At 72.2% G+C, this 15,094-nt stretch carries 8 protein-coding genes and 1 pseudogene; 4 read left to right on the forward strand and 5 right to left on the reverse strand.

Features of this window, described 5'->3' with window-relative positions; all coding sequences use genetic code 11:
- Nucleotides 1-56: 56 nt before the first annotated feature.
- Nucleotides 57-1,478, forward strand: a pseudogene (locus J5X75_RS19295) (hypothetical protein); the annotation flags it as partial.
- A gap of 554 nt (nt 1,479-2,032) precedes the next feature.
- On the opposite strand, the gene J5X75_RS19300 reads toward J5X75_RS19295, so the two are convergent.
- The 4 genes from J5X75_RS19300 to J5X75_RS19315 form a co-directional block, all read right to left on the reverse strand.
- Complete coding sequence (locus J5X75_RS19300; RefSeq protein ID WP_208468799.1) at nt 2,033-3,841, reverse strand: GAF domain-containing SpoIIE family protein phosphatase; 1,809 nt, start codon at nt 3,839-3,841, stop codon at nt 2,033-2,035.
- A 131-nt stretch (nt 3,842-3,972) separates the two neighbouring features.
- Complete coding sequence (locus J5X75_RS19305) at nt 3,973-4,818, reverse strand: bifunctional DNA primase/polymerase (protein ID WP_208468800.1); 846 nt, start codon at nt 4,816-4,818, stop codon at nt 3,973-3,975.
- Between the two features lie 20 nt (nt 4,819-4,838).
- A complete protein-coding gene (locus tag J5X75_RS19310; RefSeq protein WP_208468801.1) occupies nt 4,839-5,837 on the reverse strand; it encodes a beta family protein in 999 nt (332 codons plus the stop codon).
- Nucleotides 5,838-5,873: 36 nt separating this feature from the next.
- A complete protein-coding gene (locus tag J5X75_RS19315) occupies nt 5,874-7,178 on the reverse strand; it encodes an AAA family ATPase (protein ID WP_307798160.1) in 1,305 nt (434 codons plus the stop codon).
- Nucleotides 7,179-7,320: 142 nt separating this feature from the next.
- On the opposite strand from J5X75_RS19315, the gene J5X75_RS19320 reads away from it, so the two are divergent.
- Nucleotides 7,321-7,698 (forward strand): YbaB/EbfC family DNA-binding protein, encoded by a 378-nt coding sequence (locus J5X75_RS19320; protein WP_208468803.1) that lies wholly within the window; start codon nt 7,321-7,323, stop codon nt 7,696-7,698.
- Between the two features lie 965 nt (nt 7,699-8,663).
- Nucleotides 8,664-9,332 (forward strand): hypothetical protein, encoded by a 669-nt coding sequence (locus J5X75_RS19325; protein WP_183224913.1) that lies wholly within the window; start codon nt 8,664-8,666, stop codon nt 9,330-9,332.
- Between the two features lie 116 nt (nt 9,333-9,448).
- Here J5X75_RS19325 and J5X75_RS19330 read toward each other — a convergent pair whose 3' ends face one another.
- Complete coding sequence (locus tag J5X75_RS19330; protein WP_208468804.1) at nt 9,449-10,357, reverse strand: hypothetical protein; 909 nt, start codon at nt 10,355-10,357, stop codon at nt 9,449-9,451.
- A gap of 131 nt (nt 10,358-10,488) precedes the next feature.
- On the opposite strand from J5X75_RS19330, the gene J5X75_RS19335 reads away from it, so the two are divergent.
- A complete protein-coding gene (locus J5X75_RS19335; protein ID WP_238488528.1) occupies nt 10,489-14,880 on the forward strand; it encodes a PDDEXK-like endonuclease domain-containing protein in 4,392 nt (1,463 codons plus the stop codon).
- Nucleotides 14,881-15,094: the final 214 nt, after the last annotated feature.

Genomic DNA, 15,094 nt, shown 5'->3' on the forward strand with positions numbered 1-15,094 from the left:
GCTCGCGGCTCGTCCGTGGCCGGGCCTCGTTCCGGCGCGCTGCCGGTGGTGTCCCGGTGAGCACGCTGACCGCGCTCGCGCGGGCGATGGCCGTCGCGGAAGGGCGGGCGCAGCCCATCGCGACCGTCCGCCACCTGCATGTGCACGACCATCCGCTGATCCTGATCCCGCTGGCCATGGCCGGCGAAGCGAACGCGCCCCTCGCCGCCCTGGTCGGCACCGACCCGGCCCGGCCCCGGCTGCTGACCGTCGCCCAGCCGCGGAACCGGGACGACCGGTTCGCCTTCGCCGCGGAACTCGCCGGAGTGCTCGTCCCGTACCTCGACTCGTTCACGGACCAGACCGAGGACGTCCCGGTCGATCGCGGCAAGGACGTCCGCCAGCGCTACGTCGACGCCCCGCAGATCTGGGTGCCCAACCCGGGCGGCGTCGACTTCCTGCGGCTCTTCGGGCGATCCACCCGCTTCCGGACCGTCGACGGCGAGAACCCGGTCCCGGCCGCCGTACCGCTGCTCGGCCGATGGCTCACCTTCTTCACCAACACCGCCGAGGTGCCCGGCTCGTCACTGCTGGTCAACGCGGTACAGGCCCTCGGCCTGCACTGGGCGACCGGGCAGAGCAGCGCCGAGGACGCCCAGTTCGGCGCCCAACTGGCGTGGATCGAGTCCGGCGCGGCGGCCGCCCGCGAAGCCGAGAACGGCCCGGTCGCCGGCCCCGCCACCGACCCCGACTTCGACAACCGGGTCCTGGCCCCGCTCATCGAACGGTCCGCCCCGGAACTCCCGGACGTCCTCCGCGACCTGCTGCTCCCCACCTGGGAGCGGATGTGGCGCACACTCACCCTGCTCCGCGGGCTCCCGGCCGGCGAACGGGTCCGGCTCCGCTGGGACACCGACCGCGACGCCTTCACCGCCTTCACCCAGCACCTGGCCGAAGGCGGCCCACCCCAGCCCCGCCGCGACGGGGCGGTCGCCGCCGCGGCCCGGTTGCAGCGCCTGGAGAACGCCGCCACCCGGTACGCCGTCCAGCGCGCCTTCGACGACCCGCTGGTCCTGGCCGAATACCGCCTCACCGGTGCCGCCTTCGCCGGGGTCGTCACCCTGGCCAAGGCCGACCGCATCGACGACAGCGGCAAACGGCCCGTCCTCCGCCCGCGCATCATGGTCCACACCACCGAGCCGGTCCGGGTCGAACCCGGCACCTCCCTCACCTCGCCGACCCGCCCCACCCAGAAGGCCCGGGTCGTCTCGGTGACCCCGGCGGCCCCCGAAGGACACGACGTCCTCCTGGAGCTTTCCGGCGGGATGGGCCGCAAGCTGGTGGCCGAGCCGGGTTCCGTCCCCGCCGTCGGCGAACACCTGATACTCACCACCTTGAGCGAGGCCTACCGCCCGAGCGGCGCCCTACCCGACCCCGCCGAAACCCCGTGGACGCACGGCGGCCCGCCAGCGCCCGCCCCCACACCGGACCCCGCCCCCGCCCTCACACCGGACCCCGCTGCCGCTCCCGCCCTCGCGCCGGAGCCGGCTGCCGCTTCCGCCCTCGCGCCGGAGCCGGCTGCCGCTTCCGCCCTCGCGCCGGACCCCGCTCCCGTACCCCCATCGGAACTCGCTTCTGTCCTCGCGCCCTTACCGGAACCCCCTTCCGTTCTCGCGCCCCTACCGGAATCCGCTTCCGTTCTCGCGCCCCAACCCGAACCCGCTTCCGTTCCGGATACCAACACCGAACCGTCCGGATAGCAACTGATCGGTTTCGGCTGGTCGTGGGGGCTGTCTCAAGCGTTCTGAAACAGCTCTCGAAGCCAGCCGGGCAAGATCGACAACAGTGCGCGAAACAGGCGGGCCCGCCGACGGCGTATCGCCGCCGGCCCAGCAGACCGCTCGTCCGGTCGGGCTCGCGGCCGCGGCCCCTCTCGCACCGATCGAGCGTCGATCTTGGACGATTAGCTACCGCGTTCGGTGGCGAAGCGTTCAAGATCGCCCGGTCCGGCATGCGGGAGACTCGCAGCCCTCCCGTGACCGCGACAAGATCTCTAGCTGAGCCGGACCAGTAGGAGGGCGATGTCGTCGCTGCGGCGCGGGGCGACCTCCAGGAGGCGGGTGCACAGTTCGTCGCCGGGACGGCCGGCATGGGTGCGCAGGACCGCGGACAGGCGGTCGATGCCGTCGTCCAGGAACTGGTCCCGATCCTCGACGAGGCCGTCGGTGTAGAGGAGCAGCGTCGAGCCCGCCGGCACATCGCGATGATCGGTGCTGCGCGGCTCCCGTGGCGGCAGGCCGAGCAACGGCTCCGGTGGCACCCACCAGACCTGGACCGAGCCGTCCGGCAGGAGCAGCAGCGGTGGTGGATGGCCGGCGTTGCCGAAGTCGATCGCGTAACCGGTCGCCGACTTGCGGACCCGGGCCAGCACCATGGTCGCGGAAGCCGGGACCCGCAGGCCGTGCAGTGTGTTGTCGAGCGCGCTGAGCAGGGCGCCGGGCTCCTCGTCCCGCCCGTACGCATCTCCTCGAACCAGATTGCGCAGCTGCCCCATGGTCGCGGCCGCCTCGATGTCGTGCCCCGAGACGTCCCCGACCGCGACGATGACACTGCCGTCGGGCTGGACGAAGGCGTCATACCAGTCGCCGCCGACCGCCGCGCCGTCCTGCGCGGGAAGGTAACGGGCGTGCAGCTCGACGCCGGGGATGGCCGGCAGATCGGTGAGCATGCTGCGCTGGAGCACCTCGGCGACGTGCCGCTGCTCCCGGTAGAGACGGCTGTTCTCCACGGCGAGCCCGGCCCGGCGGCCGATCTCGGCGGCGGTCCACTCCTCGGCGGCCGTGAAGCCCTGCCGGTCGGGGTGGTTGACCAGCAGCACCGCGCCGAGCGCGCGCGGCCGCACCGGTGAGGTGATCGGGACGATCAGCGACGCCCCGAACCCGGCGCGGGTGGTGATCTCGGCCAGTTCGGTGTCGCTGATCCGGCTTCGCAGGTCGGCCGCTCCGTCGCCGCTGCGGAACGGCCGGCCGCCCCGCCGGACGGCGAGCAGCATCGAGCGCAGATCGTCACGGGCGAAGTCGGCCAGTGCGGCGAGGCGGCCCATATCGGCGGCGCGCTCCGGATCGCGGTGCGTGGCGACGACGGATGCCGGGCCGCCCGGATCGTCGGCGACCGCGACCACGCACCAGTCGGCGAGCCGCCCCGTGACGATGTCGCCGAGGCGGCGCATGGCCTCCTCCACATCCATGGTGGCGGCCAGCGACTCGGTCAGCTCGGCCAGCAGCTCCAGTTGGTGGTGTGCCGATTCGGCGGTCCGCCGGGCCTCGTCCGCGGCGGCCCGGGCGATCCGCAGGCACACCTCCGAGGAGCAGACCGCGGCCAGCTCGCTGAGCAGGGCGATCTCACTCGGGGTCCAGACGCGGGGCTCGTGGTCGACGGCGCACAGGGTGCCGACGATCAGCCCGTCCGGATCGGTGATGGGCGCTCCCGCGTACGCGATGGCGTTGATCTCGGTGATGGCGGGGTTGTCCCGCATCCGCGGGTCGGCGCGCACATCCCGCACGACCTGCATCTCGCCGGAGGTCACGACGTGGCGGCTGAAGGAGTGGGTGAGCGGCATCTCGCGGATCGAGGCCAGCGGGTCCGGCACACCGACCTGACCGGCCAGCACCTGACGGTCCAGGTCGACCAGGCAGACCACGCCCATCGGGGCGTCGACCAGCTTGCGGACCAGCATGGCCACCCGGTCGAAGGCCTCGTCGGGCACCGGGCCACCGATCAGCCGGCGAACCGACCTGAGGCGTAACGGATCAGCGAGCACTCTCCGCTCGGCTTCGCCGATCAGGTCCCACTGAAGCACCATCGCCCCCCGGCCGGTTCGCTGCCAGGCTACCGGCGGGAGGTGGGGAGCCGCCGCTCCAGCTCTGACCCGATCATCCGTTTCGCCTCGCCCGATCGGATGACCCGACCCCGTAGCCGGGCCGAATTCGCCGGTCAGGCCGCGTTTGGTGGACCGTGCACGAATGGCTGACGCCGGCCTGCGGTCAGGCCGGACCGGAGCGTGCCGCGAATCTCCGTCCAGCCGAGCCCGGCGTGCCGGGCGGCCGCGGTCAACTCCCAGCACACCGTCGACTCCGCCAGCAGCCCGGCTCCGACCAGCCGGCCGAGGGCGAAGGCGGCCCGGTTGAGCGTGTCGTTCCGCGAACCGGCCGGGGCGCGGGCGACCCGGTCGGTCTCCGCCTCCAGGGCCGCTTCCGCATATCGCCCGGGATGGGCGACCGGACGCTCCCGCACGGGTGGGGGAGGGCCCGCGACCAGCGCCAGCAGGGTCGCCGGCCCGACGGGGAGGGCCACCGCCGGGCGCCGGATCCAGCGGTAGTCGCCGCCGCCGGCATGCCTCGACGGCGGGGCCAGGACGTAACCGCCCGCCCCGCGCCAGTCGAGCCCGGGCAGCAGGCGGACGCGATTGCCATAGCCGGTCGGACGGAACCACAGATGACGGCCGCCCCCGCCGGTGCGCACCTGCGGGCCGGCCGGGAGGTCGCCGCCGAGGAGGTGACGCAGCCCGTGCCAGCCCTCGGCGGAGTCGACGTCGGCCACGTCCATCACCACGCCGGTCCGCAGGCCCACGTTGGCACGCGGCCAGAACGTCCACCACAGCCGGATCTGACGGGGATCGGTGGACGCCTCGCTGAGGCCGTGCCTGAGCCGGGGGTGCTTGCCGGGACTGTCGCATCGCGCTCCTCTGTGGCAGGAACAGACGCCACCCTGGTCAGGCGTGTGCACCGGCAGGACGGGGATGCCGTGCCGTGCATACGCGAGGGCAGCCGTGAGCGACATTAGAACAACCGTACGACATCTCAGCGCCCCGGCAGAGCCCGCAGAACGTGCGCGATGTGGTGCGAGGTGCTCCACGCGATCCAGCTGGCCGAGCTGCCGGCGCCCCGTGCGGTCCGGGCCCGCCGGGCGATCTCGGCATCGCCCCAGGAGAAGCGTGCGCCGGCCGCCGGCCACTGCGGTGAGGTCACCAGCGTGCGGCAGAGGTCGTGGCACCGGTCGTCGCTGCGGCCGCCGCGCCGGGCCCAGCGGTAGATCCACCAGTCCGACTCGGTGGTGTAGCGCAGGGTCGGCAACTGCCGGTGATGCTGGACGCCGTGACGCCGTACCGGTGAGGTGACGCCGTAGTCCGCGTACCCCACGCCGGGCTCGCCGAGCCGGGCCCAGAGCCGGGCATCCAGGCGGCCCACCGCGACCGGCCGGTCGGTCGGCAGGTCGTCGAGGTTGGGCGGCATGGCGCCGGAGGCCACGCTGATCGACCGCCACGGTGTCGCCCGGGCCCAGCGCAGCACCCGGCGGGCCCGGTCCTCCACCTCGCTGGCGTGTGCCGAGCAGGCCGTCTCGGCCAGGTCGATGAGCAGGTGCACGTCGTCCGGATCGAGGGTGGAGGCGCGCAGCAGCCGCTCGGTGACGGCGTCGGCCGCGGCCGGGTTGCCGGCGTCGGCGTGCGGCCGCAGCCGGAGCACGGCCCGGCGCCGGTGCATGCGCGCGGCCCGGCCGTGTGCGGCCAGGCGTGGGCCGCTCTCGTCCGGCCGCAGCACCGGGATCAGGCCGAGGCCGAGGTCGGCCAGCCGCCCGGCGAGGTGCTCCGGGGCGTCGATCTCGGGCAGTTGCCCGAAGTCGACGGCGATCGTCCCGGTGCCCGGGCGGAGCTCCCGGAGCATGGCGAGCAGCCCGCTGTCCGGCTCCAGTTCGACGACCGGGATCACCCGGGCCGCCTCCTCCGTGGAGAGGTGCGCGAGCGCGGTCAGCTCACCCCGGCGGGGTCGCAGAATCGGGAGGTAGGCCCCGTCGAACGCCATGTCTCCACGGTAGACGTATCGACGGTTACCGTTGGGTTACGTTCGGTGTAAATGGGCCAGCATCGCCTGATTCGCCTCCCAGCCGTCCGGGAACTTGACCGGCACGTTGAGATGAACCGGCTCGGTGGACGGGTGGGCGTCGAGCAGCTCGGCGATCCCGGCGCGGGCCACCAGCACGCAGGCGTGCCGGTGCCGTGAGGTCAGCACGCACAACCGCCCCGACTCCAGGTGGAAGGCGGTGGCGTCGCGCCGGCCGGAGAGCGGGTGCAGCACGACGGTCAGGTCGTACTCCCGGCCCTGCAGACGGTTCGCCGTGTCCACGGTGACCTCGGCGGCCTCCGGTTGCAGCAGGGACCGGATCGCCGCCACCTGGTCGCGATGGGCCGCGCCGATCGCGATCCGCTCCGGCGTGAGCCGCCCGCTCCCGGCCTCGGAGACGGCGATCCCCTCCCGGGTCAGGGCCCGTGCGGCCAGCTCGGCACATGCCGCGGCGGCCTCCGCATCGGTACGCACGGTGAAGCGCTCCGGCAACTCGTGCAGCCCCCAGCCGGTGGCCGCCGCGGTGTCCAGCACCGTGTCGAGCGCGTCCCGTGCGGGCTGCTCGAAGGTGAGCGTGCGATCGCCCGGCCCGGTCCCCGAGCGGAAGCCGGTGAACGGGTAGAAGGCCCGGGCCACCACCGGCGCCGCCGACGCGGGCAGCCGCCAGGAGACCGGCAGCCGGTGCACCGGAAGCTCCGGATTGTGCCGCAGCAGGACGGCCACCGCGCTCTGCATCGGATCCCAGGAGAGGCCGATCCACCGGTCCACCTCGACGGTCGAGAACGGGTCGAGCTGTCCGGGGTCGCCGACGAACAGGGCTCGCTCGAACCGGGGCGCGACCCGCAACAAGGCGTCCGAGCGCATCTGGTACGCCTCGTCGACGATCGCCCACGGCCACCTGCCCTCGGTCACGGTGGCCCATTTCGCCGCCGTGCCGATGGTGACCGGTGGTGAGCCCAGGTCGGCCACCTTGGCCGCCACCCGGCACCGCGGATGCGCCCGCACCCGGGCGGTCGGCTCGTAGTCGACCGCGGACAGCCGGCCCACCCCGATCTCCGGCGACCGGGTGCCGAGACGGTCGATCAGATCATCCACCTGCTCGTTGGTCTGCGCCACGATCATCAGGGGCGCACCGGTCGCGGCCAGCTCGCCGGCCGCCCGGACCACCAGCGTCGACTTGCCGGCGCCGGGTGGGGAGTCGACCACCACCCCACGATGGGCGCCGCTGAGCAGATCGCCCAGGACGGCGGCGATGACGGTGGCGGCCTCCTCGGCCGGAGTGACGACTGCGTGCGAACTCACCCAGGCACGGTATCGCCCGTCCCCGACAGAACCACGGTCATCCACAGAGCGAGGTTGTCCACAGGCCCGTCTCCGGGCTCGCGCCGATCTCACTACCGTCTGCCGCGAAGTCGTCACGCTGACCGAGGAACGGGGAGGTGCCATGTTCGACGGACGGGATCTGCACGAGGCCGAGCGGTGGATCGACGAGTGGCGGTGCGCCATCGACGAGCGGGCGGACCGGGCTCGCGCCCTCTCCGCCCGGCTGGCACGGCTCTCCGAGACCGCCCGCAGCCCCGACGGCCTGATCACCGTGACGGTCGGTGCGGGCGGTGACCTGACGGCGCTCGGTCTCGGCGAGGGCGTTCGCCGGCGGCCCGCGGGCGACACCGCGCGGGAGATCATGGCGACCCTGCGGGTCGCCCGGAGCCGGCTGCTCACAGCCGTGACGGCGGTTACCCACGAAACGGTCGGTGCGGATTCCGCGACCGGTCGCGCGGTTATCGAGACCTATACGGCCGGGGTGAACCGAACCGATTAAGCACGGAGCGGCCCGGCCGCACTCCGAAATGGCGGCCGAATGGGCTTCGCTGACCCGATATCCGAAGTACTTTCCGGCGCAATTTTCCGGCGCGAATGGAATTTACGCCTCGGTAGGGAAGGATCTTGCCTGCTGGGGCGCGGGTGGGGGTGATCGACGGAAAGGGAGAATGGGTGCAAGAAACGGCACGCAGGCGGTGTGGAAATGTCACGACCGGCTCCCGGTCCGGGTGCGGCGGAAAGCGCTGCAACGTTTCCGCTGGTGACGACCCATGAAGGGCGGTTTCCGGGCGGCTCGGGGTGCGGTAGGGAAACGGCCCGTGTGCGGGCTCGGCTGTGAGCAACACGACAGCCGCCGCGCGTCCGGGTGGAGCGGCGCCGGACCGTGCGACACATGATCGGCTAGGCGTGACCAGCCTCGTGTCGGAGAGCGTTTCCCGCTCCACCCGCTCGCTTCATGAGCGAAGTGACGGGTATCCGACAGTTGGCCTCGATCCGTTGACGGGGTCGCCCGGCGGCGGACCGCGCGGGTCGCGGCCGGCCGGGCGGATGGTGAAAAGGGACGCGCGTACTGCAACGCATTTCAAGGCTTCGAGGGCGCGCCGACGGGGTGGCCGAGCGATCGATCAACTCGTGCTGTCGCAGGTCACGCGTTATTTGATCACGCTTTGTGAAACGATGTTTGCCTGTGTGTCACCGCACGGAAATAACTCTCGGCTTCACTGTCAAGTGTCGGCGAATAGTGAAGCGAGCGTGCAACTTGCGCGCTCCCTTCGTCGCGCAAGTTGCACGTTTCGGGGTTCGCCGCGCCGCCGCTCCATCGTTGTGGCAAAGCGTTGATCGACATGCTCGATTTCATTCAAGGTTGTTTTTGTGATCTCGCCGTTGCCCCTTCCAGTCGATCATTGGAAGTGCAACTCTTCTAGCCAGCAGTGACGTCGGCATCACGGACGGTGGTGGTGGAGAATGCGTCCAGACGTTCTCGTCGGTCCGAGCGATTGGCTGATCGAGCAGTTCGGCGACAAGGTCGCCGACGAGCTGTGGACCCGGGTGCCGGAGGCCTTGAGCACGGCGATCGACCGCGAGGTGCACGCTCACCCAGCCATGACGCAGACCATGGAGCGTGTGCTCGCCAATCCCCGCTGGCCTCTTCCATACGAGGAGCTGGTCCTCTTCCTGGGCACGCTGCCCGGGGCCGAGATCATCAGCGTGCCGCGCTCGGTCTATCAGCTGGTCCTGATCAACGGGCATGTGGTCGTGCCGTGGTGCTACGGCCAGTCCGCCCGGATCTCCATGCGGGACGCCGAGGTGGGCCGCTCGTTCGGCCGCCTCGCCCGCGAACTCCTGCGCCGCTTCGGCCCGCCGTGGCGACGCTCCCCGGTCGAGGCCCCGCTGCCGCTCGACGCCGTCGACGAGCGGGAGGTCGCCAAGATCTGCGCGGCGATCGCCGGCATCGAGCCGAAACCCGAGGTGATCATCGCCGGATATGCGGGGGCGCCCAACCTGGGTCTGCTCCGCGCCTGCCTCGGCGAGATCAAGTCCACCGACAACGGCACCCTCAACTGGAGCCACCTCGACGACCTGCCGCTTCCGCCGCCGGTGATCCCCCGGCCGCGCCGCATGCAGTTCCCCTGACCAGAGACCGAAAAGGCCGCGGGCTGCTCCTCCAAGGGGCAGCCCGCGGCCTTTTCGACGGCCGGGCCAGGCGATTCCGCGGGAGTGTGGGGATCGCGAGGTGGGTGGCGGGGGGATCAGGCGGCGGGGCGCTCGGCTTCCGGTGTGAGGTAGGCGGTGGAGAAGGGCTCACGGCGTGCCCGCATGTCCGCGTACGCGGTGACCAGCAGCGGTGTGATGTAGATGCCGGCGACCAGGTAGTACAGCCCGCTCCACAGGCTGGACACCACCACGCCGGGCGTCCCGCCGACGGTCAGCTCCAGCACGGTCCCGGTCGCGGCCAGCACCATCGAGGCGCCGATGGTGACCGCCCAGATGCTGCCGACGCGGGCCAGGCTGGCGCCGATGTCGGCGTGGAAGAGGGAGAAACTGCGCCCGATGCCCACGCCCCGCTCGATGGTGACCACCACCGGGAGGATCATGAGCGCCGCACCGACGTACAGGATCGGCAGGAAGCAGGCGAGGAACGCCAGGGCGCCGAGAAGGCCGCCGAGGATCTGCCATCCGATCACCGCCGGGCCGCGGCGCAGCGCGGTGCGGAGCGCCTCCCGCAGGCTGACCGGCTGACCGGTGGCCGCGAGGACGACGAGCCGGACGGTGGCCGCGGTGACCACCGCGGACACCAGCGCGGCGACCATGGTGGCGGCCAGGAGCCAGCCGGCCGCCGTCAGGAATTCGGTCAGGGTCGACATGTCCGGCGGGTTGGCCTGGTCGAGCGTCGCCGTCTGGAGCTCCCGCTGCTCGGTGGTCAGCATGACGTTGGCGGGCACGGTGAGCGCGAGCAGCGGCAGGAGGGCGACCGCGTTCAGCTTCAGCGCCGGCTTCCAGATCTTCTTCGCCAGTGCTCCGGCCCGCGCCCACCAGCCCTCGTAGTTCGGGCTGACCAGCGGGTCGTCCGGCATGGCGTAGTACGACGGCGGAATCGCCGGCGGCTGCGCCGGCCAATAGTGACCGTTGCCGTCCAACTCCGCCCACCCCTGATTCACGTGTATCCCCAAGACCATCGATGCAAGATCAGCGGGCGTCACCTTAGCGGTTCCTCATGCCTGCGCGCCGCCCCCGGAACAGGCTGGTACGCACACTCACAGGATCAATCTCACGGCCTAGACTCCCGAGGATGGCCGAGCAGCGCGAATCGCCCTCCACGATCCGGGATCGGGCCGTTGCGGTCGCCGACTATCTGCTCGCCGTCCGGGCCCAGATGGACCGTCCGGCGCGCACCGTGCCGGCCGACGCGCACTGGCTGCACACGCTGCCCCGGCACCCGGAGTGCCAGATCGGCCCGGGCGCCGACGGCTCCTCCTGGCTCCGCGTCGGCCGTCCCGAGCTGCCCGGTCCGGTGCCGGTCCCGGCCGCGCTGCGCCGGCGGCTGCGCGGTGAGGTGCTCGCGGGCGCCGAACCGACCGCGGAGCCGACGGGGGCGAGCGCGGAGCGGAACGGGAAGCGGATCGGGGAGCCTGCCGAGGCGGGCACGGAGCGGGACGGGGAGCCGGCCGGGCCGGGCGCGGCGCGGGACGGGGAGCCGGCCGAGGCGGGCACGGAGCGGATCGGGGAGCCGGCCGGGCCGGGCGCGGCGCGGATCGGGGAGCCGGCCGAGGCAGGCGCCGGCGACGACTTCGAGACCTGGCGCGACGAGGTCTGGCGACCCTGGTCACTGCTCACGGGGGCCGCCGAACAGACCCGGGAGCTGCACCGCCGCCTCTTCGACCGGATGCATCAGCTGGACATGGCCACCGCCACCACCGAGCTGGTGTGGGGCCACGGCATCGTGGAGACGGTGATCGACGGCGCCCGGGTCCGCTATCCGCTGGTCGCCACTCCGGTCCTGATCGAGTACGACGCCGACCGCGCGTTGATCACCGTCTCCCCGGCCGGCCCGTCCCGCCTGCAGGTGGAGGCTCTCGCCGGGCTGGACGATCGCCACCTGGCCCAGCTGGCCGCTCTGACCGGACCGGGCGGCACCGTCGAGGTCGATCTCTGGACCGACGCCGACCGCCGTGAGCTGTTCGAACGCGCCCTCTCCCGGCTGGGTTTCGACCGGGTGATCGTGGACGCGCCGGACGGGAAGCCGGCGGAGGGGACGTTCATCCGGGATGTCGCCGTGCTCTTCGCCCGGCCCCGGCAGCGTCACCTTCGCGGCTTCCTGGAGAGTCTGCGCGACGGTCTCACCGGCGGCGACGTGCACCGGGTGGGTGCGCTGGCCGCGGTGGTGGCGCACGAGCCGAGCCGTCTGCTGATGCCGGACGACCGGCCGGAGACCTGGGAGCGGGTGGGGGAGCGGCTGCTCATGCCGCTGCCGACGAACGAGGCGCAGGAGTCGATCGCGCGCCGCCTCGCCCACCATCGCAACGTCGCGGTGCAGGGCCCGCCGGGCACCGGCAAGACGCACACGATCCGCAATCTGATCTGCCATCTGATGGCGAACGGCAAGCGGGTGCTGGTGGTCGCGCAGAAGGAGGAGCCGCTGCGGGTGCTCCGGGACGGTCTTCCCGAGGAGGTGCAGCCGCTCTGCCTCGCCGTTCTCGGGCGGACCACGGATCAGCTGGTGCAGTTGCAGCTGGCGGCACGGGAGTTGTCGGACCGGGCCGCCACTTTGGACAAGGACGCCGAGAGCCGCCGGGTGGATCTGCTGACCCGCAATCTGGAGGAGGCGGAGCGGGAGCTGGCGGCGGCCATGGCCGGGTTGCGGCTGATCGCCGAGAGCGAGGCTCAGACGTACCAGATCGGTGGGGTTGCTCTGATGCCCGCCGAGGTGGGCGCGTGGCTGCGGGAGCGCGCCGCCGCGCACGGCGGCATCCCGGATCCGGTGTCCGGTCCGCCGCCGCTGACCATCGAGGAGTTCGCCACTCTGCTGAAGCTGGCCGCCCGGCTGACGCCGGAGGATCGTGCGGCCGCGATGCGCCCGCTTCCGGAGATCTCGGACCTTCCGGACGCCGCTTCCGCGGCCGCCGCCCGGGCGAGGATCGCGGAGACCGAGGAGCGCATGTCGCTCTTGGCGGATCAGGGCGTCGACATGACAGCGGTACGCGGTGAGCGCCGGACCGGCATGTCGGACCTGGTGGCCGACCTGCGGGAGGCGGTGTCCTGGCTGAAGCGCCGCGAGGGCACCTGGACCGACCGTCTCGGCCGGCTGCTGGACGACCCGCATTGGCGCACCCTGTGGAACGACCAGGTGGTGACCACCGAGTCGCTCTTCGCCGAGCTGACCACTCTGGCCCGGGAGGTGACCGGGCACCGGATCGTGATTCCCGGCCCGATCCTGGCGGAGCCGAAGCTGCTGCTGTCCCGGCTGGCCGAGATCCGTCAGCGGTTCGCCGCCGGGAAGGGCCTGAACCGCCTGCTCCAGGCCGGTCTGTTTCGGCTGGCCGACGAGGTCCGGGTGGACGGGGAGCCGTTGCGTACGGTGGCCGACGTCGATCTGGCGGCCGCGGGCGTACGCCGTGAGCAGACCCGCCGCCGACTGGGTGACGCCTGGTCGGAGTGGGTGGAACGGTTGCGGGTCCCGGAGCCGCCGGGCGGCTGGGGTGATCCGGAGGTGTGGGCCGGCACCCTTCTCGCCGAGGCGAACCAGTCCCTCGACTTCGATCTGAACCGCTGGCCGCCGCTGGCCCGGCGGATCGCCCCGTTGATGCCGCAGCGGGAGTTGACGGTGGACGCCGCCGGCCTGACCGTGGTCGCCGACGCGTGCGAGGCGGCGGCCGAGGTGTTCGGCCTGGAGCAGGCGCGGGCCGTGGAGCAGGCGGTCGCCGAGCGGGTGGCGGCCTGGCCGGAGCTGGCCGAGTCGTGGCGCACCCTGGAGGACTGGGACGCCGCGATCGGTGAGGTGCGCCGGCTGGTGCTGCTCCAGCCGGACGTGATGCGGTTCGACGCCGCCTTCCACCGGCTCGTGGCGGCCGCGCCGGAGTGGGCCGCGATGATCGCGGCCGGCGATCATCCGGTGCTCTCCGGTCAGGCGGTCCTGTCGGCGTGGGAGTGGCGGCGCGCCCAGACCTGGTTCGACGGGGTGGTCGGCGAGGTCGATCCGGCGGTGCTGGCCCGCCGGGTGGAGCGGGCCCGGTCCCGGATCCGCAGCCTGACCGCCGAGCTGGTGGTGGCGTCGGCGTGGCTGGAGGTGTCCCGGGCGCTGGACGACCGCCGCCGGGCCGCGCTGGCCGACTGGGCCACCGCGCTGCGCAAGATCGGCAAGGGCACCGGGCGGGGCGCCGCGGCCTGGCAGGCGCACGCGCAGCGGGCCATGGAGTCGGCCGTGTCGGCGGTGCCGGTCTGGGTCATGTCGGTGGACCGGGCGATCGAACAGTTCGCCGGTGGCGCCCGGTTCGACGTGGTGATCGTCGACGAGGCGTCCCAGGCGGATCTCTTCTCGCTGCCGGTGCTGACGCTCGCCGAGCGGGCCGTGGTGGTCGGCGACGACCAGCAGATCGGCCCGCAGCTGGGGTTCGTCGGCTCGGTCGCCGGCCTGATCCGGCGGCACCTGGACGGGGTGCCCTCGGCCGAGCACTTCGACCCCGAGTCCTCCCTGTACGACCACGCGGTCCGCCGTTCACCGGAGCGGATCCTGCTGACCGAGCACTTCCGCTGTGTCCCGCAGATCATCGAGTTCTCGTCGCGGCACTACTACGACGGCAGGATCCGGCCGTTGCGGGCGGACCGTCCGTCGCTGCCCCCGATCCAGACGGTGTTCTGCGAGAGCGGGGAACGCCGGCCGCTGGCCGGGTACGGCGACGTGAACCTGGAGGAGGCCACCGCGCTGGTCGACCGGGTCACCAAGATCGTGGCCGATCCGCGGTACGACGGCCGCACCCTCGGGGTGATCAGCCTGCTCTCCAGCAGCGGGCAGGCCGCCTACCTGCTGGAGCAGCTGCGCGAGGCGATCGGCGAGGACGAGATCCAGGCACGGCGGCTGCGGGTGGGTGACGCGTACACGTTCCAGGGCGACGAACGTGACGTGGTGCTGATCTCCACCGTGGTGTCGGAGCGGGACCCCAGGATCGCGGCGTTCACCAAGCGCGACTACCACCGGCGGATCAACGTGGCCGCCTCCCGGGCCCGGGACCAGCTCTGGATCTTCCACTCGGTGCGGCCCGGGGCACTGCTCGCCGACGACGCCCGGGGACGGCTCCTGTCGTACGCCGTCGATCTGCCCGCCGAGGCCGCGGCGGCCGATCCGGCCGTGCACTGCGAGACCGATTTCGAGAGGGACGTGCTCAAGCTTCTGGTGGGTCGCGGGTACCGGCCGATTCCGCAGTTCCGGATCGGGGACTACCGGATCGACTTCGTGCTGAACGCGCCGGACGGCCGGCGGCTGGCGATCGAGTGTGACGGCGACACCTACCGCGGGCCGGAGCAGTGGGAGAGCGACATGCGGCGGCAGTCCGTGCTGGAACGGGTGGGGAATTGCGTCTTCGTCCGCATCCGTGGCAGTGTCTTCGCGCGCGAGCCGGAGGTGGCGATCCGTCCGGTCTGGCAGCGGATCGGTGAGCTGGAGATCACCACGGTCGACGGCGACTGATCCGTCACGCACCGCGTGATCGCCGTCGCGCTGGGTGCATGTTCGAGCCTGGATTCAGGTAGGGAAATGCGGAAGGTTCTACAGCAAATACACGTAGTGACTGTCTGTCATGGAGTTGGCGAGGCTTTTTCGGTGGAATTGTAAGGGAACGAGGTCGTCCATTCGGTTGTTTCGTTGCTCTGGATGGGCGATAATTCCCTGCTCCTGGCCTTGC

This window comes from Actinoplanes flavus, from assembly GCF_017592555.1.
Taxonomy (GTDB): domain Bacteria; phylum Actinomycetota; class Actinomycetes; order Mycobacteriales; family Micromonosporaceae; genus Actinoplanes; species Actinoplanes flavus.

Bases quoted from the DNA above. Each gene is read 5' to 3' on its own strand.
- J5X75_RS19300 (WP_208468799.1), bottom strand. From the start codon at position 3,841: ATGGTGCTTCAGTGGGACCTGATCGGCGAAGCCGAGCGGAGAGTGCTC.
- J5X75_RS19305 (WP_208468800.1), bottom strand. From the start codon at position 4,818: ATGTCGCTCACGGCTGCCCTCGCGTATGCACGGCACGGCATCCCCGTC.
- J5X75_RS19310 (WP_208468801.1), bottom strand. From the start codon at position 5,837: ATGGCGTTCGACGGGGCCTACCTCCCGATTCTGCGACCCCGCCGGGGT.
- J5X75_RS19320 (WP_208468803.1), top strand. From the start codon at position 7,321: ATGTTCGACGGACGGGATCTGCACGAGGCCGAGCGGTGGATCGACGAG.
- J5X75_RS19325 (WP_183224913.1), top strand. From the start codon at position 8,664: ATGCGTCCAGACGTTCTCGTCGGTCCGAGCGATTGGCTGATCGAGCAG.
- J5X75_RS19335 (WP_238488528.1), top strand. From the start codon at position 10,489: ATGGCCGAGCAGCGCGAATCGCCCTCCACGATCCGGGATCGGGCCGTT.